The sequence below is a fragment of the Novosphingobium sp. genome (genome assembly GCF_027486195.1).
GTDB lineage: Bacteria > Pseudomonadota > Alphaproteobacteria > Sphingomonadales > Sphingomonadaceae > Novosphingobium.
In genome coordinates, this window is record NZ_JAIXPP010000001.1 from 64829 (window position 1) to 88560 (window position 23732).

Annotated in this window: 23 protein-coding genes; 9 read left to right on the forward strand and 14 right to left on the reverse strand. The window is 65.1% G+C overall.

The window, feature by feature from the left end:
- Window positions 1-27: 27 nt before the first annotated feature.
- Together Q0071_RS00280 and Q0071_RS00285 are read right to left on the reverse strand one after the other, a co-directional pair.
- The gene (locus tag Q0071_RS00280; RefSeq protein WP_298163989.1) at window positions 28-2193 is read right to left on the reverse strand and encodes a TonB-dependent receptor; all 2166 of its coding nucleotides are present in this window, start codon (window positions 2191-2193) and stop codon (window positions 28-30) included.
- Between the two features lie 65 nt (window positions 2194-2258).
- Window positions 2259-3641: an aromatic ring-hydroxylating dioxygenase subunit alpha gene (locus tag Q0071_RS00285; protein WP_298163991.1), complete on the reverse strand. Its 1383-nt coding sequence runs from the start codon at window positions 3639-3641 to the stop codon at window positions 2259-2261.
- Window positions 3642-3922: 281 nt separating this feature from the next.
- Here Q0071_RS00285 and Q0071_RS00290 point away from each other — a divergent pair, with 281 nt between their 5' ends.
- Window positions 3923-4630, forward strand: a complete 708-nt coding sequence (locus Q0071_RS00290; protein WP_298163993.1) for a TetR/AcrR family transcriptional regulator — start codon at window positions 3923-3925, stop codon at window positions 4628-4630.
- A 50-nt stretch (window positions 4631-4680) separates the two neighbouring features.
- Window positions 4681-5421, forward strand: a complete 741-nt coding sequence (locus Q0071_RS00295) for an SDR family oxidoreductase (protein ID WP_298163995.1) — start codon at window positions 4681-4683, stop codon at window positions 5419-5421.
- A gap of 18 nt (window positions 5422-5439) precedes the next feature.
- Here the strand turns inward: Q0071_RS00295 and Q0071_RS00300 are convergent, their stop codons facing one another.
- Complete coding sequence (locus tag Q0071_RS00300) at window positions 5440-6321, reverse strand: alpha/beta hydrolase (protein ID WP_298163997.1); 882 nt, start codon at window positions 6319-6321, stop codon at window positions 5440-5442.
- A gap of 82 nt (window positions 6322-6403) precedes the next feature.
- The gene (locus Q0071_RS00305; protein ID WP_298163999.1) at window positions 6404-7021 is read right to left on the reverse strand and encodes a TetR/AcrR family transcriptional regulator; all 618 of its coding nucleotides are present in this window, start codon (window positions 7019-7021) and stop codon (window positions 6404-6406) included.
- Window positions 7022-7134: 113 nt separating this feature from the next.
- On the opposite strand from Q0071_RS00305, the gene Q0071_RS00310 reads away from it, so the two are divergent.
- Genes Q0071_RS00310 through Q0071_RS00320 form a run of 3 tightly spaced genes read left to right on the forward strand, consistent with a single transcriptional unit; the run spans window position 7135 to window position 10173 of the window.
- Entirely contained in the window at window positions 7135-7902 is a 768-nt protein-coding gene (locus Q0071_RS00310; RefSeq protein ID WP_298164001.1) for an SDR family NAD(P)-dependent oxidoreductase, read from the forward strand.
- A 31-nt stretch (window positions 7903-7933) separates the two neighbouring features.
- The gene (locus Q0071_RS00315) at window positions 7934-9115 is read left to right on the forward strand and encodes an acyl-CoA dehydrogenase (protein ID WP_298164003.1); all 1182 of its coding nucleotides are present in this window, start codon (window positions 7934-7936) and stop codon (window positions 9113-9115) included.
- Window positions 9112-10173: a phosphotransferase gene (locus Q0071_RS00320; RefSeq protein WP_298164005.1), complete on the forward strand. Its 1062-nt coding sequence runs from the start codon at window positions 9112-9114 to the stop codon at window positions 10171-10173. Before Q0071_RS00315 ends, Q0071_RS00320 begins: the two co-directional genes overlap by 4 nt.
- Before the next feature lie 13 nt (window positions 10174-10186).
- On the opposite strand, the gene Q0071_RS00325 is transcribed toward Q0071_RS00320, so the two are convergent.
- Together Q0071_RS00325 and Q0071_RS00330 are read right to left on the reverse strand one after the other, a co-directional pair.
- Entirely contained in the window at window positions 10187-10822 is a 636-nt protein-coding gene (locus tag Q0071_RS00325; RefSeq protein ID WP_298164006.1) for a hypothetical protein, read from the reverse strand.
- 24 nt (window positions 10823-10846) lie between these two features.
- Window positions 10847-11182, reverse strand: coding sequence for a hypothetical protein (locus tag Q0071_RS00330; RefSeq protein WP_298164007.1), 336 nt, complete (start codon window positions 11180-11182; stop codon window positions 10847-10849).
- Window positions 11183-11284: 102 nt separating this feature from the next.
- Between Q0071_RS00330 and Q0071_RS00335 the strand changes: the two genes are divergently transcribed.
- Window positions 11285-11833, forward strand: a complete 549-nt coding sequence (locus tag Q0071_RS00335; RefSeq protein ID WP_298164008.1) for a DNA-deoxyinosine glycosylase — start codon at window positions 11285-11287, stop codon at window positions 11831-11833.
- On the opposite strand, the gene Q0071_RS00340 is transcribed toward Q0071_RS00335, so the two are convergent.
- The gene (locus tag Q0071_RS00340; RefSeq protein WP_298164010.1) at window positions 11767-12159 is read right to left on the reverse strand and encodes a hypothetical protein; all 393 of its coding nucleotides are present in this window, start codon (window positions 12157-12159) and stop codon (window positions 11767-11769) included. The genes Q0071_RS00335 and Q0071_RS00340 overlap by 67 nt on opposite strands.
- Before the next feature lie 182 nt (window positions 12160-12341).
- Between Q0071_RS00340 and Q0071_RS00345 the strand changes: the two genes are divergently transcribed.
- Entirely contained in the window at window positions 12342-12518 is a 177-nt protein-coding gene (locus Q0071_RS00345; RefSeq protein WP_298164012.1) for a CsbD family protein, read from the forward strand.
- Window positions 12519-12642: 124 nt separating this feature from the next.
- On the opposite strand, the gene Q0071_RS00350 is transcribed toward Q0071_RS00345, so the two are convergent.
- The 6 genes from Q0071_RS00350 to Q0071_RS00375 form a co-directional block, all read right to left on the reverse strand.
- Window positions 12643-13755 (reverse strand): OmpA family protein, encoded by a 1113-nt coding sequence (locus Q0071_RS00350; RefSeq protein WP_298164013.1) that lies wholly within the window; start codon window positions 13753-13755, stop codon window positions 12643-12645.
- 158 nt (window positions 13756-13913) lie between these two features.
- Complete coding sequence (locus Q0071_RS00355; RefSeq protein WP_298164015.1) at window positions 13914-14105, reverse strand: Thivi_2564 family membrane protein; 192 nt, start codon at window positions 14103-14105, stop codon at window positions 13914-13916.
- 187 nt (window positions 14106-14292) lie between these two features.
- Window positions 14293-18072, reverse strand: coding sequence for an autotransporter outer membrane beta-barrel domain-containing protein (locus Q0071_RS00360; protein ID WP_298164017.1), 3780 nt, complete (start codon window positions 18070-18072; stop codon window positions 14293-14295).
- Window positions 18073-18306: 234 nt separating this feature from the next.
- On the reverse strand, window positions 18307-18957 hold the full coding sequence (locus Q0071_RS00365) for a sigma-70 family RNA polymerase sigma factor (protein ID WP_298164019.1): 651 nt from the start codon (window positions 18955-18957) through the stop codon (window positions 18307-18309).
- A 183-nt stretch (window positions 18958-19140) separates the two neighbouring features.
- Complete coding sequence (locus tag Q0071_RS00370) at window positions 19141-19443, reverse strand: hypothetical protein (RefSeq protein ID WP_298164021.1); 303 nt, start codon at window positions 19441-19443, stop codon at window positions 19141-19143.
- Between the two features lie 70 nt (window positions 19444-19513).
- Window positions 19514-20056 (reverse strand): ferritin-like domain-containing protein, encoded by a 543-nt coding sequence (locus Q0071_RS00375; RefSeq protein ID WP_298164023.1) that lies wholly within the window; start codon window positions 20054-20056, stop codon window positions 19514-19516.
- Window positions 20057-20078: 22 nt separating this feature from the next.
- Here Q0071_RS00375 and Q0071_RS00380 point away from each other — a divergent pair, with 22 nt between their 5' ends.
- The gene (locus Q0071_RS00380; protein WP_298164025.1) at window positions 20079-20402 is read left to right on the forward strand and encodes a hypothetical protein; all 324 of its coding nucleotides are present in this window, start codon (window positions 20079-20081) and stop codon (window positions 20400-20402) included.
- Window positions 20403-20546: 144 nt separating this feature from the next.
- Here the strand turns inward: Q0071_RS00380 and Q0071_RS00385 are convergent, their stop codons facing one another.
- Entirely contained in the window at window positions 20547-21158 is a 612-nt protein-coding gene (locus tag Q0071_RS00385) for a superoxide dismutase (protein ID WP_298164027.1), read from the reverse strand.
- A 192-nt stretch (window positions 21159-21350) separates the two neighbouring features.
- Between Q0071_RS00385 and Q0071_RS00390 the strand changes: the two genes are divergently transcribed.
- Window positions 21351-23720 (forward strand): glycosyltransferase family 4 protein, encoded by a 2370-nt coding sequence (locus Q0071_RS00390; RefSeq protein WP_298164028.1) that lies wholly within the window; start codon window positions 21351-21353, stop codon window positions 23718-23720.
- Window positions 23721-23732: the final 12 nt, after the last annotated feature.

Below are 23732 nucleotides of genomic sequence, written 5' to 3' on the forward strand. Positions count from 1 at the left end.
CGCCCGGATATTCGGCCGCGCCTCGCGCTAGAACTTGCCCTCGATCGAAATGCCGATGGTGCGCGGATAGACGATCTGGTTCTGGCCGCCGGGCCGGTTGAGCGGGCCGACCGTATTCCCCACGTTGTCGCTGAAGATGCCGGCTTCCCAGCGGTCCGTGCCGATGCTGGCGCGGACGTAGCCGATTCCGTTGAACGGCGCATAGACCCCGTTGAAGATGCTCTGCTGGCGCGAGCGATAGCTGTAGCGCGCGTTCAGCTTGAGTTCGAGGCCATCGGGCCCGATCTCGCGGCTGTAGGTTCCGCCAAGGTTGAAGGTGGTCTTGGCGGTGCCGGGCAGCTGGTTGCCCTCGCGCAGCTGGGGGATCTTGGCGACGATCGGCGCGGCCACGTTGTGGATCGTGGTCGAGTTGAAATTGCCGTTGAAGTTCAGCGTCAGCCCCTGCACCGGCGTGCGCCAGGTGATCGACGGCTCGATGCCGTGCCCGCGCACGTCGCCGACTTGCGCCACGATGGTTTGCAGCGCCGGCGAAAGCTCGATCTGGGCGCGCGGCCAATCGACGTAGTAGGCCGCCAGTTCGACTTGCACCGTGTTGTTGAACAGGCCCCACTTGAGCCCTGCTTCGTAGTTCCACAGCGTATCGGGCGGGGAGATGTTGGAGAGGTTGACCCCCAGCACCGCGTTGGACGCACCGACAATCGAGGCCGAGGAAATCGCGCCGCTGCGGAAGCCCTTGGCCGCTTCGACATAAAGCAGCCCGCCGCCCGGTGCATGGTAGGCAAGGTTGAAGCGCGGGTTGAAGGTGCTGTTGCTGGAACGGGTGGTGCTGCGATTGGGGATCACGCCGCCCGCGATCTCGAGCTGGCTGTTCTCCTCGAACCGGCGCTTCTCCTTGTAGTAGCGCCCGCCGACGGTGATATCGAGCTTGCGATCAAACGCCGCATACGTCGCTTCGCCATAGACCGCCCAGCCCTGGCTGAAGAGCTGGTTCTTGTCGTTGACGGTGTTGAAGCCCAGCACGCCGGGCGCCACCACGAAGTCCGGCAGCTGCACGGTCTGGCCGCCGAAGGTATCGCCCTTCTGGTAGAAGAAGCCGACGATGTACTGCAGCGGCCCCTTGCCCGATGAAGTCAGGCGCACATCCTCGTTGAAGTTGTGCGTGGTGAGCGGCCAGAGCGAGGAGAAATTGCCGATGCCGGGGATGAAGCCGCCATTGTTCGAGATGACGGTGTTCTTGATGTGGCCGGTCGAGCTTTGCAGCGTGGCAAAGCCCAGATCGTATTCGACATCGCCGCTGAACAGCCAGTAGTCCGAGAGCGCCTCGCCGAAGCGCTGGTCGATGCTGGCGGGATCGGCAAAGGTGATGCGATCGGACCAGTTCTGCTTGGTGTTGTTGCGCCAGGCCGAAAGGCGGATCGTGAGGTTGTCGGTGGGCTTGGCCAGCAGCTTGACGCGGCCGGTGAAGCTGGTCGCGTAGTTGTCGTTCTTCACGCCGGTCGGGATGATATCGGCATAGCCGCCCGTCCGCTTGTAGGTGATCACCCCGCGCAGCGCGACCTTGTCGGTCACCAGTGGCAGGTTGACCATGACATCGCTTGAATACCCCGGCTTGCCGCCCGTCACGAGGTTGCCCGATGCGCGCACCGAGGCGGCGTTGCGGTCAAGCTCGGGATCGTTGGTCAGCACCTTGATCGTGCCGCCGATCGAGCCGAGGCCGTAGAGCGTGCCCGAAGGCCCGCGCAGCACTTCGACGCGCTTGAGATCGTAGAACGCGGCGACCGGCGCATAAGGACGGCCGGGCATGGTGAAGGCAAAGTTGTCGAGATAGTAGCCCACCGCCGGATCGCCGTCGGTCTCCGAGGCCGCAATCGCGCGGATCTGGTAGGTCGTGCTGCCCGCACCGATGGTCGCGCCGGTCGTGGCGCTCGGCACGAGCGAGATCGCCTGCCCGATATCGGTGACACCCGAACGCAGCAGCGTTTCCCCGCTGATGCCCTGCACCGCCTGGGGAACCGAGGTCAGCGTCTGTTCGCGGCGCTGCGCGGTCACGATGATCTCGCTGTCATCCTTGCTCTCGGCGGCTTCGGCCTGCGCTTGCTGGGCCAGTGCGGCCTGCGATGCGAGAAGGACCGCAAGTGCGGCGGACGAGGCGGCGGCGCGCCATGCATAGGCGGCAGATCGGCACGTTTTCATTGGTTCTCTCCCCGCTTCTTGTTCATTGCCGCAGGGTTCGTGCCCGGCGGCTGTTCGGCGCCGGTTCAACCGTGATCAAGCCACGGGTAGTCCCCCATCAGGCAGCGATCGATCTGCTGGTGGAAATGGCGGATCCGCACTTCCTGATCGCCCAGGATCATGCCTCTGAAGCCCTGCGACGCGGTTCCATGCTGCATCGTGGTCATGTTGGAACCATCCTGCTTGAGCACATTGGCAAGGAACGGATCGAACGTGCCGTCGAACGCTTCGGCATAGTCCTGCAGTTCGCCGTGGCGATAGGTCCGGTGGTTGACCACGGGCGGCTCCGATCCGGGCGCGCGGCGCTCGGTAATCAGGAAGTCGTAATAGCAGATGCCCGGATCGGACGGGTGCGGCCGATAGCGGAACATGATCGAGACTTCGGGCGTCTGGGTCAGCGTGGTGCCCGGGAAGAACGTGTAGTGATACTGGTGAACGAGCTGCTCGTCGTTCATCCGGCGATAGGGCATGTAGGTATCGTTCTCGATCGCCCGCTTGGCCTTGATCACCTCGAGATGGATGTCCTTCAGGCTGCCCTTGTAATCCGCAGGGACGAGCGTGCCGATGCCGAGGAACTTCTCGCGCAGCGGGGTCATCTCCTCCGCATTGCCGAGCAGTTCGCTCACCGTCAGGTTGAAGTTGATCATCCGGCTGTGCATGCCGATCAGCTCGATCGGAACGTCATAGCCCTCGGTGATGTTCATGAAGTCTGCGTGCAGCGATTCGAAATGATAGCTTTCGTTGAAAGCATCGTGCGCGTGCTTCCAGTTGCCGTTCCATTCGAATGTGGCGCTGTCGATCAGCTGGAATTCCTCAAGCTCGTAAGTCTCGAGGTGCGATCCCGCTTCGCCGAGATACTCCTTGAGGCCGATTGCGTGCCGATCGAGATTGAACCAGACCCAGCCGCCCCAGATTTCGGTGCGGATCGCCGCGAGATCGAGTTCGCCGTTTGGCACGCCATCGCGGTACTGCGCGAAGAGTTCGGGCCGCGCGATCCGGTTCAGCGTGCCGTCGTTGTTCCACTTCCAGCCGTGATAGGGGCAGGTAAACGTGTCGAGCGAGCCGGAGTCCACCTGGCAAAGCAGATTGCCGCGATGCTGGCAGATGTTGAAGAAGCCGCGGATCTCGCCATCGTTCGAACGGACGAACAGCAGCGACTCCTTACCCAGCGTATGGAGGCGGAAATCGCCCGGCTCGGCGAGTTCGGAAACATGGCAGCCGACGTTCCAGGTCTTGGTCCAGACGTGATCCCATTCGCGCTGCATGAATTCGCGGCTGTGGAAGCGTTCCCCATCTATGCGCTGATAGCCGATGACCGGGATCGGCTTGCGCGGCACGAACGCAGGCGCCTGCGTGTCCTTCTTTGCCGGCCCCAGCGCCTCGATCAATCGGTCTTCGATCTTTGCCATTACCCAGCCATCCTCGCTCACGGCGCTGGCGGCATCCGGGCTCGTCGAGGAGATTGCCGGTGATGACCGGCGCAGCGCGATCCTGCGGCCAGCAGAGCCCGCAGACGCGCTAGCTTGCGCTCTCCCAAACGTGCCGCGGCTTTAAAACATGCCAACCAGCTTGTTTTTGAAAACACCACAGCACCCGAGGACTGTCAATAAACAAGCGGACTGGCTGGTTTTAATGATAGGGCCTTGCTGCAGGCTTGACTTGAGGCGGCAAATGCCCAGACCAATGTGCCATGAACCTGCAATCGGACCCTGTGATATCGATGGATCAGGACGATCCGGCGGTCGATACCGCAATCCCCCGGGGCCGGCGGCCATCGCGCAGCGCCGGGGCCTCCCCGCGCCAGATCGCCAAGAGCGAGGCCATGCGCCTGCGCGTGCTCGAAGCCACCGTCGATTGCCTGCAGGAAGGCAAATCGCACGAGGTTTCGATCGCGGTGATTGCCGAGCGGGCGCAGATTTCACGCGGGGCGGTGCAATATCATTTCGCGACGCGGCGCGAGCTGCTCTGCGCCGTGATCGCGCACATCAACGCCCGCCGCCTCCAGCAGTTCCGCGCCGATCTTGCGGAGATCGGCCCCGGCGAAGACCTTGCCGAGCGGATCGTCGATACCCACTGGAAGCACCTCGGCGAGCGGGACTTCCTCGCCTATCAGGAACTCGTCCTCCTCGCGCGGAGCGATCCCGATCTGACCGAGGGCTTCGCCCCGCTCTATCAGGATTTCCTCGGCGAATGGTACGAGACCGCACGCCGGGCCTTCGGCTGGAGCTACCGCGACCGCGAGGTGATGAAGGCGGGCAACATCGCGCACTACCTGCTGGAAGGCATGGCCTATGGCCAGCTGGCCGGCCAGCTTTCGAGCGAGGTCGTCGCCGACATGCTGGATCACACCAAATCGATCCTGCGCGCAGCAATCCAGAAGAAGCAGGAAGGCGGCTGACCGCAGCGCCCCTTCCCCAAATCCACAAGAATCCAGCACGGGAGAGCGAGATGGGCGGCAGATTTGCAGGCAGGACCATGGTGGTGACCGGCGCCGCATCGGGCATCGGGCGCCGCACCGCAGAGCGGCTGGTCTCCGAAGGCGCGACTGTGCACGGCGCAGACCTGACCCCCGTCTCCATCGCAGGTGTGACCGGACACCGGCTCGACGTGACCAGCGAGGCGGACTGGGAAGCGCTGATGAGCAGCATCGCGGCGCAGCACGGCCATCTCGACGGCCTCGTCAATGCCGCCGGAGTGATCCGCATGGGCACCACTGCCGAGACCTCGATCGAGGACTTCCGGCTGGTCATGGCCGTGAACGTCGAGGGCACGTTCCTTGGCAGCAAGCACGCCATGCGCGCGATGCAGGCGCGCGGGACGGGCGTGATCGTCAACATCTCATCCACCGCGGGCATCTGCGGCTCGCCCGGTGCCGCTGCCTACACCGCGAGCAAGGGCGCGGTCCGGCTGCTGACCAAGACCACCGCGCTTGAAGCCATTGCGCTCCCCAGCCGCATCCGGGTGAACTCGGTCCACCCCGCGCTCACCAACACCCCCATGGCCGATGCCATCGTCGACCAGCTTGGCGGCGCTGCCGAAGTTCGCCAGGCCCTCAGCGATATGATGCCATCGGGCCGGCTGGCGGAGCCGGACGAGATCGCCAGCGCGATCCTGTTCCTGCTTTCGGACGATTCAAGCTACATGAACGGTTCGGAACTGGTGGTGGACAACGGCTTCACCGCCCAATGAGCGGTTGAAGCCAGGGCGCTACCCGGCAGGGAGGTGCCGTTCGAGGAACGCGGTCACCGCATCGTTGAACGCATCGTTGCGATCACCCGCCACCATGTGCCCGGCACCGCCGACATCGGCCACTTCAAGGTCCGGCACGAGCGCCCGGAAGGCGGCTACGCCAGCATCGCTCACCACATCGCTCTTGAGGCCGCGCACCAGCAGCACCGGCACGCCGATCTGCGGCAGCTTCGCCGCTGATTGGCGCACCATGTCATGCAAGTCCTGCGGGCGCGCTGCGACGATCCGGGGGTCCCAATGCCAGTAAAGCCTGCCGTCCTCGCGCTGGCGCAGATTGCGCATCAGCCCGTTCGGATCGCGCGGACGGGGCCGCTCCGGGTTGTAGGCCGCAACGGCATCGACCGCCTCGTCCAGCGTGGCAAACCCCTCCGTATGGGCGCGCATGAAAGTAACGATGCGGCTGATCCCCTCCGGTTCGGGATGCGGGACGATATCGACCAGCACCAGCGAGGCAGGCCGCATCGCCTGGGCAACCGCGTGGATCGACGTCGCCCCACCGAGCGAGGCCCCGACAAGCGCAAAAGGCCGATCGAGCTTCGCGACAATCGCCTCAAGGTCAGCGACACGGTCATCGAGGGAATAGGCTCCCGCTTCGGACCATTCGCTCTCGCCATGCCCACGCAGGTCGACGTTGACCACCCGGTAGCCGCGCTGCGCAAGCGCCTTGGCGGCGCCCGACCAGCTGTGCCGGGTCTGCCCGCCGCCGTGGAGCAGGATCACCACCGGCGCATCGAGCGGCCCCAGATCATCGACAGCGAGCACGAGCCCATCGTGCGAGGCGATCCGGTGCAGCCGCGCTGCGCTTGTTTCGGCAGAAGGGCCGAGGGAATTGTGGCTCATTGCGGAAGGCTTTCGATCGAAGTGGTGCCGATGCGCGTTTGCACAGGCGCGGGTTTGGCCTTGGTCCAGCACAGGCGGCCCATCATCGCGGCAGGAACCCCCGCGCGAGAATGTCCACCATCTGCCGGGCAACGGCCTCGGACGAGAGCGCACCGCCATGATCGTGCCAGCGCGCGGGCCAATTGAGCGCACCGGCCAGCGTGAAGGCCATCAGGCGCACGTCGCACGGCGGGATCGAGCCGTCCTCGACTGCGGCGGCAATCAGGCCGCGCATGTCGCTATCGATCTGGCGCTTGAGCGCACGGAAGCGCTTGCGGCTTTCCGGCGCCAGCGCCTCGTCACCGGTGCGGATCACGCAGCGGCCGAAATCATCCATGTTCACTTCGGCATAGCGCACAAGGAAGGCGATCAGTCGGTCCGCGCCGCTGCCCTCGCGCGCCCGCGATTGTTCGGCTGCCTCAATCAACTGGCCGAGGCCGATCGAAACGCATTCGAGCAGGACCTGATCCTTGTTGCCAAGGTAGTGGTAGATCGTCGGCTTGGAGATCCCCAGACGTGCCGCGACATCATCGAGCGAGGTCTGGTGAAAGCCGCGTTCGTTGAACATCTGGACCGCCGCGCGCAGCACTGCGGCGCGCTTTGCCTCGCGCGCGGCGCGCTTCTCCTGCGCGGAGGGAAATGGCGATTGAGCGGCTTCCATGGTTTGCTCGACGTTGACTGAAAACTTGCCAGCAAGCAATCTACTCACGCGTAAAATTTTCGCGTAGGAACAGGAAGCGAGTCGCCGCAGCGGCGCTGAAGGAGATCGGGTTCATGGAGATTGCAGGACTGGCCGCCATCGTGACGGGCGGCGCATCGGGGCTTGGCGCGGCCACCGCAGAACTGCTCGCGGCGCGCGGGGCGAAGGTAACGCTGTTCGATCTCAATGCAGACCTCGGAACGGCCAAGGCGGCGGAAATCGGCGGGCGCTTCGCAGCTGTGAACGTGACCGATGAGGACGCCGTGGCGAACGCCATTGCAGAGGCTGAGGCGGTCAACGGCAAGGCGCGCATCCTGATCAACTGCGCCGGCATCGGCCCGCCGGCCAAGGTGCTCAACCGCGATGGCAGCCCGCTGCCGCTGGCGGACTTCGCGAAGATCATCCAGATCAATCTCATCGGCACGTTCAACGTGCTTTCCAAGTTTGCCGCGCGCATCCACGATGCCGAACCGCTCAACGAGGATGGCGAGCGCGGCGTGATCGTGAACACCGCCAGCGTCGCCGCGTTCGAAGGCCAGATCGGCCAGCCCGCCTATGCCGCATCCAAGGGCGGCGTGGTCGGCATGGCGCTGCCCATCGCGCGCGAATTTGCCCGCTATGGCATTCGCGTGAACACCATCGCGCCGGGGATTTTCTGGACCCCGCTGCTGGGCTCGCTGCCCCAGGAAGCGCAGGATTCGCTGGGGCGGCAGGTGCCCTTCCCCAGCCGTTTGGGGAGGCCCGAAGAGTACGCGAAGATGGTAGAAGCCATCGTGACCAACCCGATGGTCAACGCCGAAGTGATCCGCCTCGATGGCGCGATCCGCATGGCGCCGAAGTAAGCACGCGCAGGTTTCAGGAAGGTTTGAGGACATGACGATCAGCAGCGAAGCGCTGGAAATGGCGGCAAAGGTCGAGGCATTCGTGCGGGACAAGATCTTCCCCTACGAGCAGGATCCGCGCCGCGACCACCATGGCGCGCCAACGGATGAACTCGTCATGGAGATGCGCGAACTGGCGCGCGCGGCGGGCGTGCTCACCCCGCACATCCGCCCGGATGGCAGCCACTTCAACCAGCGCGAGACGGCGGTGATCCTCATCAAGTCCGGCCTTACGCCGCTCGGCATGCTGGCCTGCAACACGCAGGCGCCGGACGAGGGCAACATGTACCTCATCGGCCACGTCGGCAGCCCGGAGCTGAAGGAACGGTTCCTGAGGCCGCTGGTCGAAGGCCGCGCGCGTTCGGCCTTTATGATGACCGAGCCCGCCGAACTCAACGGCGCAGGCGCAGACCCATCGATGATGCTCACCACCTGCCGCAAGGACGGCAACCACTGGGTGGTGAACGGCAAGAAGTGCTTCATCACCGGGGCCGAAGGCGCGAAAGTCGGCATTGTCATGGCGAAGTCCGAGGACCCGGACAGCAAGGGCGGCGCTTGCATGTTCCTGGTCGATCTGCCCGACCCCGCCATCCAGATCACCGGCGTGCCCAACACCATCGACAGCTCGATGCCCGGCAGCCACGCCGAAATCACCATCGACAACTTGCGCATTCCGGCTGACCAGATGCTGGGCGATGCCGGCGAAGGCTTCAAGTATGCGCAGATCCGCCTGAGCCCGGCGCGGCTATCGCACTGCATGCGCTGGCTGGGCGGCTGCATGCGCGCACAGGAAATCGCGACCGACTATGCCAACCGCCGCATGGCCTTCGGCAAGACGCTGATCGACCACGAGGGCGTCGGCTTCATGCTCGCGGAGAACATGATCGACATCAAGCAGTGCGAACTGATGATCGACTGGTGCGCGGGCGTGCTCGATACCGGCTCGCTCGGCACGGTCGAAAGCTCGATGACCAAGGTCGCGGTTTCCGAAGCGCTGATGCGAATAGCAGACAAGTGCGTGCAGGTGATGGGCGGCATGGGCGTGACCGACAAGACCATCGTCGAGACGATGTTCCGCGAAGTACGCGCGTTCCGCATCTATGACGGCCCGACCGAGGTTCACAAGTGGAGCCTCGCCAAGAAGCTGCGCCGTGACTGGAAGGCCGCGCAATGACGGCAGACCTGGCGGCGGCGAATAGCGGCGCGGGCAAGGTCCGCGTTGCGTTTGACGAGGCGGCTCTCGGGGCGTGGATGGCGGCGAGCGTCGAGGGCTTTGCCGGGCCGCTGACGGTCGAGCAGTTCAATGGCGGGCAGTCCAACCCGACCTACAAGCTCACCACGCCCGGCCAGCGCTATGTGCTGCGCCGCAAGCCGCCGGGCCCGCTGCTGAAGGGCGCGCACGACGTTCTGCGTGAGGCGCGGGTGCAGCAGGCGCTGGCGGGGAGCGATGTGCCGGTCGCACGCATCTTCGCGGTCTGCGACGACGAGAGCGTGATCGGCAGCGCGTTCTATGTGATGGACATGGTCGAGGGCCGGATCTTCTGGGATGCCGCCTTCACCGAAGTGCCCAAGGCCGAGCGCGCGGCCTATTTCGATGCGATGAACCGCGTGATCGCGGCGCTCCATTCGGTTGACGTGGAAGCCGTGGGCCTTGCCGACTATGGCCGGCCGGGCAACTACTTCGCGCGGCAGATCGGCCGCTGGAGCAAGCAATACCTCGAGGACGAACTCGCCGGGCGCCTGCCCGATATGGATGCGCTCGCCGAGTGGCTGCCGACCGCGATCCCGGCAGGCGACGAGAGCGGAATCGTCCACGGCGATTTCCGCTGCGACAACATGATCTTCCACCCAACCGAGCCCCGCGTGCTGGCGGTGCTCGATTGGGAGCTTTCGACGCTGGGGCATCCCCTCGCCGATTTTGCCTATCACGCGATGATGTACCGCATGCCGGGCGATATCGTGGCGGGGCTTGGCGGCGCGGACCCGGTGCCGCTGGGGCTGCCGACCGAGGCTGAGTATATCGCCGCCTACTGCGCGCGGACAGGGCGCGACGGCATCGCCAACTGGGACTACTACCTCGCGTTCAACTTCTTCCGGCTGGCGGCGATCATGCACGGCATCAAGGGCCGGGTGCTGCGCGGCACCGCCTCCAACGCGCAAGCGCGGGAGCGGGCGGAGTCCCTCCCCCGGCTGGCGGCGCTGGCGCGGGCGGCGATGGAAAAGGCGCTCTGAACCCGTTTGGACCCTAGGGCCGAGATTGCCAGCTCTTGCGCTCTGCCGCGGCCTCCTCGTCCGAGTAGATCGGAGCGTTCTCGTCGAAGTGCGTCCAACCCGCGCTGCGATAGGCCTCGCGCCGGTGGCCCAGTTTCACGTGTCTTGACCGGTCCAGCACGGCTTCAACCGAAGCCGCTTCCTCATCGTCGACAGTGACGCTCACCAGCGTTCCGCCGCGCCGCACGCCCTCGGCATAGACGTCGGCTTCCTCCTGACTGACCCCCGAATTGGTCAGCGCGCCGACAATGCCGCCCGCGCCGCCGCCAACGACACCCCCGGCAACGGCACCGACCGCAGCGGCCGCCAGCCAGCCGGCTGCCACGACCGGCCCAAGACCCGGAATGGCGATCAGGCCAAGCCCGGCCAGCACACCTCCGCCCGCTCCGAGCAGCCCGCCCAAGGTTGCGCCGAGCGCCATACCGGAGCCTGACGCTTCGGCGGCAGTCATGTCCTGCGGTTCGCGCACCGCTGCCCGAGCACTGCTGACCCCCGATTGATGGGAGACGAGGCTGATGTCGCTATGTGCCACACCGGCGCGCTCAAGTTCGAGCACGGCTTCTTCGGCGTGCTCGAAGCTGTCGTAGAGACGCGTTACAATCTTTCCCATGTCATGGTCCTTGTGTGGGCAGGTCTAATGTTCCGCGACGTTGCCCTTGAAATCGAGCGCCACGCGGACGGGCTGGTCGTTCATTGTCGCGTCGGCTTGCCACAGCCCGTCCCCGTCGAGCCTCAGGCGCGTGATCTTGCGATAGCCGGCCTTTTCGAGCCTGCCTTTCGCCTGGCTCGCGGTGAAGGAGTTGTGCCCCTTGGCCAGATCGCCCCAGATGATCGTATCGGGCGACTTGACCGCGGCATTTGGCGCAGCACTGTCGCTGGCGACTGGCCGCTCTTGCGCCACCGCCGCAGTCCCCGCAACCATCCACAGCGCAAGGGCGGCGGTGCCCCGGATCAAACTGGTGAACTTCATGGCAACTCTCTCCTCTGTTGCAGAACAAGAAAGCGCGCAGCGCGGGGAAATGTTCCCGCTCGCCATGGCCGCCTGCCCTGCGCTATCATTCGATGTCTCACCATGAGCGAACAGGCCTTTGACCTCGTTGCCGATGCGAACTGCCGCCTGCTGGTTCTGGGCAGCTTTCCGGGTGTCCGCTCGCTGCAGGCGCGGCGCTATTATGCGCACCCGGGCAACCAGTTCTGGAAGCTGATGTCGCCGGTAGCCGGGGTCGATCTGGTTGCACTCGAATACGATGAGCGGCTGGTGGCCCTTGTCGCGCGCAGGATCGGGCTGTGGGATGTCGCGCAGACGGCCCAGCGCAAGGGCAGCCTCGATGCGGCGCTGCGCGAAGTGGAGGCGCGCGACCTGCGCACGCTCGCCGCACAGCTGCCGCATCTGCGCGCGATGGCTTTCAATGGCGGGACTGCCTTCAGGATCGGGCAGCGGCAGATGGGCGCAAATCCGCCCGTTGCGCTGATCCCCCTGCCCTCAAGCAGCGGAGCGCACGCGATTCCGCTCGCCGCCAAGCAGGCTGTGTGGAACCAGCTCGGCGCCTGGCTTCAATCGTCCTCCCCACCCGGTCCGAACATGCCGTCCTCGTCGTCGTCGTTGCGCTCGCCGCGATAGGCATCCATGTCGATCCGGCCCGAACGCACCATGTCGTGCATGTGGTCGACGAGGTCCTGAACATCGTCTTCCTCGTCTTGCGCAGGCGTCTTGTCGCTGTCTTCCAGCGCGAAATCGGCGGCATCATGGCCGCTTGCAGCTGCTGCCAGCGTCTGGCTTTGCGCGTCCTCGTCTTCCTGCGACTGGTTCACGGTTTCGGGCGGCAGCGGATCAGCGCCGGACGGCGCCATGCGCGGTTCGATCGGCTGGTCACGTTCGGGGTGATCGTCAGGATCAGGAAGGGGCACTTCGGGCGGATCGGGGTTCGGATCGGGGATAGTGGCCATCGGATTTGCTCCTGCCCGGCGTGTGATGGGGTGGCCGGGCAAAGAGGAAACCGCCGAGGCCCTGATCGGTTCCCGCTGCGCCCGGTTGCCGCCGAACAGCGCTATTGCGCGGAACAACAGCCATCCTGCGCTGTTCTCTCCTCAGAAGGTCATCCTGCCTTCGCGCATCTGGGAGACACATCATGGGTTCGACATCTGATCGCATCGCCGGCGCGGCCAATTCGGTGGCCGGCAAGATCAAGGAAACCATCGGCAAGGAAACCGGTGACGCCTCGCTCGCTGCCGAGGGCGCCGCGCAGGACGTCAAGGGCAAGGTGCAGACCGCAGTGGGCAAAGGCAAGGCCGCGCTCGGCAAGTAAGGCCCGGGATTGCCCCCGTCCTGCACAGGGCGGGGGGCAATCTCCCCCTTCACAATCGCGTCCATCGCAAGAAAAAGGGCTGGAGCGAACTCCAGCCCTTTCCCATTCCGGATTCTGGGGGGGATCAGAATCCGGCGTTCGGTCCGTAGGTGATTTCCACCCGGCGGTTTTGCAGTTCACGCACGCCCGGTGCCGTCGGCACGCGCGGATTGGCCATGCCATAGGCCTTGGTTGCGATTTGCGTGGCGGGCACGCCATGCGTGGTCAGATAGCCCTGGACCGCGCTGTTGCGGCGGGCCGAGAGATCCAGATTGTACCGCGCCGTACCCGAGAGATCGGTATAGCCATCGAGCTGGATCGGCACGTTGGCGCAGTTGCTGTAGGCGGTCACCGCGTTGTCGAGGATCGAGGCGGCCTCGGCCGAGACATCTGCCCGGTCCCAATCGAAGAACACGATGTAGGGGCCCTTGTTGCACACCGGCGCAGGCGGCGGTGGCGGGGGCGGCGGGGGCGGCGGAGGAGGAGGCGGCGGCGGCGGCGGTTCGGTGGCCGGCGCAGGTTCGGGTGGCGCTTCCTGAGCCCGGCCGAAGTTGAACGTCAGCGTCGCCAGCAGCGAATGCGAACGCAGCGAAGCGCGCGCGTCCCGGTTGGCCACGGTCAGGAAGTTGCCCTCGTCGGGGCGGAAGTAGCGATAGCGCACGCCAAGATCGACATTGCGGCCGAGCGGCACGGTGACCCCGGCAAGCGCCTGCCAGGCAAAGCCCGAAGACCTGTCACGCACGTCATCGCCATAGGCAGTCACTTCGTAAAGACGGGTCCGCGCATAGCCGGCACCGCCGCCGACATAGGCCTTGATGCCGCCCCAATGGCCAAGGCCGATGAGCGCGTTGCCCATCGCTGCCCAGGTCGAGGTGTCACCGCCGAGTGTGCCATCATCACGGGTGAGAAACGCCGGCACGCCGGCCACATCCCGGCTCTGCGATTTCAGCTTCGAGCGGGCATAGAAGCCTTCCGCCTCGAGCCTGAAATGCCCGAAATCGTAGCCAATTGCACCGCCCGCTTCCCAGCCGGTGTTGAACTTGTCCGAACGGACGGACGATCCATCCGCACGGACATCCGAACGCTCCTGTTTGACCGCGCCACCTTCAATGGTGACATAAGGCCCGGACTCATCAGCCCAGGCTGTCCCTGCCATTGCAGTTGACGCAAGAGCAGCAGCTAAGAGCAGTTTTCTCATATGGGTTTCCTCGTTTCGGCGCGTTTCACGCGTGCAAGAAAGCGTTGAATCCGCCGATTGTTGCCTGAGCGTGCCGCTGCAGGTCTGTTTTGTGGTGAGGCCGCCTGATCGTTGCTCAATTGCAACAGCGCGGGCCGGTCCACCCGCGTGTCATGCGATCACGTGTGGATGCGGGGCGATCCGATGCCGCTCAGCACGCCAAAGACCTGCAGCAGCCAGATCACCAACACGATGATGACGACACCGTTGAGCAGCGATTTGATGGTGCCCTGCATCGGCACGTAAGTGTTGATCAGCCAGAGAAGTACCCCGGCCACGACCAGAACGATAATGATGCTGAAGAGATCCATTGTGCGTGCTCCTTGATCAGCAGAAACGGTGCCGAAACGCCGGGGCGCAAACGGCCGATTACTGCTGCAAGCATAACGACGCGCGCCGCGCATTGTTCCGCGCTGGCCTGTGGCGTGGGCGCGCCAAACAAAGACGCCGCGCTCCCGGAGGAACGCGGCGCTTCTGTGCTACGGGGCAGGACGGGGATCAGAACCGGAAGCGAATGCCTGCGCGGCCGCCGAAGCCTTCCTGTGTCAGCTGGCCATTGGCGCTGCTGCCGAAGGAATGCTCGTAGGTGCCTTCCATGAAGGTCGTCATCGCACGGCCATTGGCGATGTTGAAGCCGGCGACAGCTTCGCCGTAATCGCGGCGCTTCTGGCCATCGACGGTGAACGTGCCGCCAAGGTTGCTGAAGGTAACGCGGTCCTGGCCCTTGAATTCATGGACGTAGTTTCCGCCAGCGTAGAAGGCCATCTTGTCACCGTTGCCGATGCCGGTGTTGCCACCGATCCGGGCACCCAGCTTGCCGCGCACGCCTTCACGGTTGTCGAAATCGACGCGCGTGCCTTCAAAAGCGAAGGGATTGAGCGTGCTGCGGATCCACGAGATCTGGGCAACTGGCTCCATGAAGAAGCTGTTGCTGCCGAAGCGGGCGCCCAGCTCGCCACGCGCGCCATAGGCATGGCCGCGGAAGTCCTGGCTGAAACCGGCGGTCTGGCTTTCCGCACGGGCCCAGTAGTGATCGTATTTGCCCAGCACCGTGGCGAAGACATTGCCAGTGGTGAAGCTGGCATAAACGCCGCCGTTTGCGCCGTTGATCCTGAGGTTGTCGGTGGAGTGGCCGAGGCTGGTCATCGAGTGGATGAAGCCGCCGGTAACCCCGACCGAGAACCCGCCGCGATCCGAAACCCCGCCGGTCAGATCAAGTCCGACCTGTCCGCCGAAGAAGTCCTGATGCGCGGCCGTGTCGGTCAGGTTGGTCTGGCCGAGCGTGCCGAAGTTGCGATAGCCGCGCGTGTTCTCGACCGAGGCGCCCATCGAGAGCCAGAAACGACCGGATGGCGCGGTGCCGCCCATGTTCCACAAGGTGTCACGCTTGGTGCGCAGTTCGGTGGTGACGGCATCGGCAGACTTGTACCACATGCTGCCCAGCGCGTTCTGATAGCCGAGCATGTGGTAGGCCGCATCGCTCGGGCCGGCGACGAGGGCATAGTCGGAGGTGGTCGGATTGAAGACCACATCATAGCGCACCAGACCGGCGTTCTGCCGGGCCGGATCGACCACGAAGGCCCCGGCGGTCGAGCCGGTGCCGGCCTGCACGATCGTCGTGCCCATGTTGAACAGCGGCTGCGCACCCGAAGCGAGGTCGAAGGCGACCCGGGTCGAACCCGTGGCCGAACCGCCGACGATCAACTGGTCGGCCGGAATGGCCATACCGGGGGCAATCCTTACCCCGAGCTGGGCATTCCCACTGCCGACGTAGTTGCCGGTGGTGGTCAGCGTGTTGCCAATCGCCCCGCTGCGCAGATCGATGAGCCCGGAGTTGTTAAGGGTGCCGAGCCCGGTCAGCGTGGCAGTGCCCGGTACTGCGCCGGCGGATCGCACCTGCAGGAGGCCTGAGTTGTTCAGCGCCGAACCGGCACCAAAGGTGCTGACCCCTGCTGCATCGAACGTTCCGGTGTTGTTGAAGGTGCTGCCTACGCCATTGAGGGCCACCGCGCCCCGGACCATGCCGGAGTTGTTGACCGTGGCGGGGCCGCCATTTGCGGAAACCGCGTAGACCCTGCCCTGCAACGTGCCGGCGTTGTTCACCGTGCTGCCGGTGCCGCCAGCGAGCACGGCACCGTTAAGCCCGCCGTTCACTGTCGTGCCGCTTGCCGTGTTCAGCGTGGCGGTGGTGGCGCTCGTGATCATCACGCCGTTGCCGGCGGTCGAGGTAACCTGACCCGGGGCCAGCGTAACGGTTGCCGGACCGGCGGTGGAAGCGGCCACGATCGCATCTCCGGTGGTGGCGCTGGCACTGCCGCTCGTGACGAGGACAGGACCGGTGCCGCGCGCCTGGATGGCATTGCCGCCTGCGCCGCTGACCGTGGTGGTACCGGCATTGACCGTGACCGGACCTGCAGTGCTTACGGCGAGGATGCCATTGGAGCCGGTGCCCAGCGTAGTGACGGTACCCGTGGTAACGGAGACCGGCCCGGCGCCGAAGGCGTTGACGCCGTTGGCGGTGTTGCCAGTGGTGCGAACGGTGGTGCCGTTCACCGTCACGGCGCCGGTGTCGGCCATGGCGCGGATGCCATCGCTCGAAAGGCCGGTGGTGGTGACCGCGCCGGTGGTGACGCTGACGGGGCCGGTGGTCGAGACAGCGTAGATGCCGTGGGCAAGCGCGCCGGTGGTATCAACGGTGCCGCCGCCGGTTACGGTCGCGCCGGTCACCCCGCTGGCATAGATGCCGCGGCTGCCGTCACCGGTGGTGGTGACATGGCCGGCATTGGCGACACTGGCAGCTCCCGTAGTGGAGACCGCGCTGATGCCATCGGCATTGATGCCCTGGGTCGCAGTATTGCCATTGGCGGTGATCGTTGCGTTGCCGCCAGTCGCCGTTGCGGTCAGCGCGCGGGCGCCGGCGCCAAGGGTCGAGGCATTCTGCGCGGTGATCACGGCGTTGCCATTGGTGGCAATCGCACTCACAGCGTCGCCGCTATAGATCGGCACGCCCGGTTGGGCGGTGCCGCTGGTGGCAGCCGTTCCAGTCACCACGGCGGAGGCGTTGGCGCCGCTGGCGAAAACCGCATTGCCGCCCAGCGCCGCATCCGCAGGATCGGCAGCGACGGTCGAGACGTTGGTCGCGGTCACTGCAGCGTTGCCTGTAAGGGAAGTGGCGATAAGGCCGAGGTTGCCGCGCCCGGAGGAGACGACATCACCGGTGGTGACGATCGAGGCATTGCCTATGTCCGAAGTGGCGGCGGCGGCGGTGTTGCCGGTGCCGGTTGCACGGATTGCGCGCGCCGCAATCGTGGCCGGCCCGCCGATCGAGGTTGCGGTAAGGCCGTTGCCGAGCGCCCCGGCGACGCTCACATCGCGGGCAGCGATAGTGGCTCCGCCCGCGCCGGCGATCGCCGTCACGCCGTTGGTGGCTGCTGCGCCGGTCATGGTCACATCCTGGACCTGCACAGTGGCACTGCCGCCGGGCGCATTGGCCTGCACACCATAGGCGTTGGAACCAGCGGCGGAAATCGGGCCATTGACTGTGACAGCGACATTGCCGGTAGTGCTGCGCGCAAAGACACTATTGGTGTTGTCACCCAGCGTAGTGACGGCGTCCGTCGTGATTGCAACGTTCCCGGTATCGGTAAAGCCCACAGCACCTGAGGCCCCGTTGGCAGACGTGCTTAGCATCCCTGTGGTGAGAGCGACATTGCCGGCCCCAGTCGTGGCTGCGGTAACAGCGGTGCTGCCAGGCAGCATCAACACGGCGTTCGGCGTCGTGCCCGTGGTCGCGACGTCGCCGGTGCGCACCGAAACAGACTGGTTCGGCCCGCCGGTGGCGATAACACCCGCGGCAAGCGCCCCTGAGGTGCTGACATTACCGACATTGACCATTGCGGGGCCCGTGCCGGTGATGAGGTACACACCGTTGCTGCCGTCTCCGGTTGTCGACACGGTTGCCGCGCCGTCAAGGGTGGCGGCCTGCGTACCGATGATCGTGAAGCCGTTGGTGGCGGGCGCAGTCGTGGCGACCGTGACGTCGGCGGGGGCGTTCACGGTGATATCGGTCGGCGCGATGTAGGTAACGCCAGTGGGGTAATTGCCCGCGCTCGGAGCGCAGGTGACGGTGCCGCCCGAAGGCACGCCGCATTCATTGGCAGCGAAGGCCGGCGAGGCAAAGCTGCCCACGCACAGTGCGGCAAGGGCGCAGCCGATCCGATATTGCAGCCGTGCATTGGCTGTATTGGCAACGGGCGCATGATTATTTCTATTGACCATGAATATTTCCTCGATGAACGAAGTTCTAAATATTTGGGCGACGATCTGGTTCCCTGTTGGAATATTTCAGATCGTAATTGGTGAAAGCGTGATATATTTGCCGCAACTCACCCCGGTGAGGTGAATGACAGTTTCCATATGATAGGGAATGAAGACTGGCTGGGAGGCCTGCGGCTCCCAACCCTGTCTGTTCAGAACTATGGCTGCCGCGCTGCGGAACGCCGCGTCCGCAGGTTAGGCGTGGTGCCTATCGATGACGTGCTGCGGGGCGATCCTGCCAAGCTCGACAACGAACGCGTCCAGCACTTCGCCCTTGAGGACGTAGTTGTGCCGATAATCGGGCAGGATGCCGCTTTCGATCGTGGCGGAAAGGCTGGCCCGGGCGCGGGCGATGCGGCTCTTGATCGTGCCGACAGCCACGCCGCAGATCTCCGCCATCTCGCGGTAGCTGACATGGCCGACCGCAGCGAGGATCAAGACTTCGCGCTGGGCAGCGGGGAGGAGCATCATGGCGCGCAGTACATCGGTGGCCTCGAGGCCGACATCCTGCTTGGCAGGCGTGCTGAGCACCCGTTCGGCCTCGATCTCGTTGTACTCGCCCACAAACCGCAGGCGGCGGATCTGGCCGAAATAGACGTTGCGCAGGATGGTGAAGGTCCAGGCCTTGAAACTGGTACCGGCCGCGAACCGTTCGCGCGCAGCCCACGCGCGCATCAGGGTTTCCTGAGTGAGATCGTCAGCCGTATCCCGATTGCCGCACAGAGATCTCGCGAATGCCCGCAAATGCAGGGCGGATTCGGTCAGCTCGGTTCGAAAGGCACTGTCAGATAGACATATTCCGCGCGGGGGAACAACGTCGCCCACGGACTCCAGAACGCCAGCCATCGTTTATCCTTATCGTTATTCACGATGCCTCCCGGAACCCATAATGCTTGCGCAGCCGGGAAGTTCCGCTTTGCAGCGGGCCATCGCAAATAAACTTTTTCGGGTGTGGCTGGAGCGACGGATTTCGCCCGCTGGCTGGTCGCGCCTGCCGGCTACTCTGGCCGGGCAGGCGCGATCCTCGTTTCAGGCTGTGACGGCTTCGGACACCTTGCGCAACTCCTTTGCAGCCTTCTTCTTCGCCTTGCGCGCGAGCCTGCGGGCGTCATCAAGGCTGGCGGAGCGGTTCTGCTGCACATAGATCAATCCGCCGGCGATCAGCCCCACGGCCACAAGGCCCGTCAGCGAACGCAGTGCGATGCGCGTTGTCGCAAAGGCGGCTGCGGAGGCAAGCAGCGGATTGTCCTCGAACGCTTCGGTGATCCGCGCCGCAATCGGCGTCGCCATGGCGGTGCGGATACCTTCGCTGATGTTTGTTGTCTGTTCCATAAATCTGTTTTCCTTTGAGCAGGTTATGCGGGATTGGTGATGGGCCTGTATTGCTTTGGCGGCAGATCGCTCAGGTGAGCAGATCGCGCAGATCGTCCGCGTGCTCCTCCTCCTGCGCGAGGATTGCCTCGAGCATGATGCGGGTGGTCGGATCACGATCGCCAAGGAACTGGATGAACTCGCGGTAGGCCTCCACCGCGATGCGCTCGGCGATGAGGTTTTCGCGGATCATCTGCTCGGTCGTGCTGGCGGGGACATATTCCGCATGGGAACGTGCGGCGAACGTAGCGGGATCGAGATCGGGCTCTGCCCCCAGTTGCACGATGCGTTCGGCCAGCTTGTGGGCATGCGCCTGCTCCTCGCGCGCATGCTGCAGGAAGTGCGCCTTGATCGGTTCGGCAACGACGCCAGTAATACAATAGGCGTGGCGCAGATAGCGCAGGACGCAGACCCATTCGGTGGCCAGCGCCCGGCCAAGATGCTCGACGATCACGTCGCGGTCTTCGGGATAGGACACGGTGACCGGGCCCGTCTCGACATGCTGGCGCGCCTGCGCACGCAAAACATCGACGGGCGTGAACGCGGGATGCGGGAGAGTAGCGGAGGTGGCCATTGCATGTCCTTGATCGTCGGGAATGTTCGGCGCGCTGTGCGGGCCGGGATCCCTCACCAAACGTGCGGGGAGGCGGAGGGTTCCGGCACGCCCTGGCGCAAAGCTTGATCAGGTTGCCTCGCAGCGCGGCGCGAGGTTGGTCGCGATCATCATGGAGATGCCGTCAGAACGTCCAGCGGACCAGAGCCGGGAATGCTTCGTGACGGGAACAAATCCCCGGCGCGCGGATTGTGCGGACACTGCCACTCAAACCGACAAGGATAACAATATGGGCAAGGGCATACTTCTCTGGCTGCTGGGCATCCCGCTGCCGATCATCATCCTCCTCGTCCTGTTCTGGCATTGACCATGCAGTCCGAACCAAGCGCATCGCTCGATCCCGGACTCCTGCAGAAGGCCGCCAGCGGTCCTTGATGGACCGCCCGGCATAGACCACCGGCTTTGGCGAAGGCGTTGCGCCCGCCAGTCCTGGCCCATCAGTCCTGGCCCGTCAGTCCTGATTCGCGCGCAGGGTGCCGTTCCCATCGAGATTGAGCGCGGCGAACTCCCAGTTGATCAGCGCGCTCAACAGCGCCTCGACGTATTTGGGCCGGGCGTTGCGGTAATCGATGTAGTAAGCGTGCTCCCACAGATCGAGCGTGAGCAGCGGCGCCATGCCGCCATGCGCGATGGGCGTATCGCCATCATACAGCGAGGTGACGCGAAGCACGCCCTCTTCCAGCACCAGCCAGGCCCAGCCGCTGCCGAAATGCGCTATAGCGGTCTCGGCGAGCGCCTTGGTGAGCGCCTCAAGCGATCCGAAATCCCGCGTGATGAGGTGCAGCAGCGCTTCCGGCGGGCTGGTCGGTTCGGGCGAAAGGCATTGCCAGAAGAAGCTGTGATTCCAAAGCTGGCCGGCATTGTTGCGCAAGGGATCGGACTCCGCCGAACGGATCACATCGACGAGGGAACGGCCTTGCAGCCCGGCCTCCACCATCAGCTGATTGGTCTTGTCGACATAGGCCAGGTGGTGCTTGCCGTGGTGGTACGCAAGCGTCTCGGCAGACATGTGCGGCGCAAGCGCATCCGGTGCGTAGGGAAGTGGCGGCAGAGTAAAGGGCATGATTTTTTCCTTGGCCAGTGCAAGCACTGGAAAGCCTTCAACCAGCCCCGGGTTCCGGAAGTCTTCAGCAAATGCCCGTTTTTTCGACGCAAACGCGCTGATCCGCCCGATCTTGCGCCATGCCGTGATGGCGGCGGGGAACATCATTGGCGCTGGCCCGTTGTAAAGGCGCTTGCCCAAGAAGGACCCGCAATGACCATCAGACAGTACACCGCCATGGCGCCCGGCGCGCCGCTCGCGTCGGTGCCCCGCGCAGACAGGCCTGCCGAACTGCACTCGATCCTCACGCGCCCGGCCTACGGGCTCCACGCCGCGATGCGCGTCGCCGTGGTCGGCACATATGCGCCGCGCAGCTGCGGCATCGCCACCTTCACCGCCGACTTGTGCGAGCAGCTCGCCTCGCACTTTCCCGAGGTTGGCCTCGATGTATACGCGCTGGAGGCACCCGGCCGTCAGCACGTCTATGCCGATGACATCGCCCTCATCGCGGCAGAAACGCCCGGCAGTTACGCAGAAGCGGCGCGGGCCATCAACGCCAGCGGCACCGATGTCGTGTGGATCCAGCATGAGTTCGGCATTTTCGGCGGCAAGGATGGCCAGCTGATCACCGAACTGGTCGATCGTGTGGCCGCGCCGATGATCGTCACGTTCCACACCGTGCTCGCCTCGCCCAGCGAGGGCCAGCGCGCGGTGATGGAGCATCTCGTCCAGCGCTGCTCGCGCATCATGGTCATGTCGCAGCAGAGCCGCGAGATCCTCGTTTCGGTCTACCGCGCCCGCCGCGAGATCGTCGACGTGATCGAGCATGGCGCGCCCGACCGGCCCTTCGGCAAGGCCGAAGCCGCCAAGCAGCGGATGGGGCTCGAAGGCCGCAAGGTGCTCACCACCTTCGGCCTGCTTAGCCCCGGCAAGGGCATCGATGTGGCCATCGCCGCGATGCCGGCCATCCTCGCGCAGCACCCCGATGCCATCTACCGCATCATCGGCGCCACCCACCCGGTCACCGCCGCGCGCGAGGGCGAAAGCTACCGCGCGATGCTGGAGGACCTCGCCCAGCGGCTCGGCGTCGCAGAGAGCATTCAGTGGGACAACCGCTTCCTCGCCATCGACGAACTGCTCGGCCAGCTCGAATGCTGCGACATCTATCTCACGCCCTATCGCAGCCTCGGCCAGACCACTTCGGGCACGCTCAGCTACGCGGTGGCACTCGGCAAGGCGGTCGTCTCGACGCCCTACGTCCACGCCCGCGAACTGCTCGCCGACGATGTCGGCTGCCTGATCGAGCCGGAATCTCCCGAAGCCATCGCCGAGGCGGTCACTGCGCTGCTGTCCAGCCCGCCGCGCCTGCTGGCCATGCAGGAGCGCGCATACGAGCGCGGGCGGCGCACGATCTGGACGAGTTTCGCGCGCGCCAGCATGCAATTGCTCCGCCGGACCCAGGCCCCCCGCGCCCGGCCTGCCAGCACCGCGGTGGACCCAGCGCTCACCGCCGTCTGGCACATGAGCGAAGCGACCGGCATGCACCAGCACGGCATCGGCGCCATTCCCGATTTCCGGCATGGCTACTGCATCGATGACAACGCCCGGGCGCTCATGCTGATGAACGTCGCAGGCGCGCTCACCGAGGCCGAGCGCCACCGCTGGAGCGTCACTTACGCGGCCTTCGTCCAGTATGCATGGAACCCTGATCTGAACCGCTTCCGCAACTTCATGGCCTATGATCGCAGCTGGTGCGAGGATATGGGATCGCAGGATTCCAACGGCCGCGGGTTCTGGTCACTCGGCCACACGGTCGAAAACAGCCCGTTCAAGGCGTTGCGGAGCTGGGCGGAGAACCTGTTCGACCACGCGGCCACGGCGCTGGAGGCGCTGGACACGCCGCGTTCGATGGCATTCGGAGCCTTGGGCGCATGCGCCCTGCTGCGCGCCGGAGCAAACAGCGCGGCTGCCGAACGCCGCATTGCCGCCACTTGCGATGCACTGGCTGGCCTCGTGTCCCGGCATCAGCGTCCGGGCTGGACATGGTTCGAACTCATGCTCGCTTACGACAATCCGCGCCTTAGCCAGGCCTTGATCGAGTGCGGCGTGCTGCTGGGCCGGCAGGACTGGCTCGACACGGGGCTCGAAACGCTGCGCTGGCTGGCCGAAGTGCAAACCGCAGCCGCGGGCCATTTCCGCCCGGTCGGCTCCGAAACCTTCGGCAGCAACGGCACTTCGCTGCCGTTCGACCAGCAGCCGCTCGAAGCGCAGGCCGCGATCGAAGCCGCGCGCGCCGCCTGGCATGCCACCCGCGATCCGTTCTGGCTGCGCCACGCCGAGCGCGCCTATCAATGGTTCCTCGGTGGCAACGACCGCGGGGTAGTGCTTGCCGATCCCGCCAGCGGCTCGTGCTGCGACGGCGTGACCCCGCGCGGGCGGAACGAAAACTGCGGCGCGGAATCGATCCTTGCCTACCAGATCGGGCACTACAGTCTGAAGGCGCTCCAGCGGTCCGCCGATCAGCGCCTGCCGCCCGATCAGTGCCTCCCTGCCCATCTGGATTCCACGGCGGCGCTGGCCTGAGCCGGCCAGCAG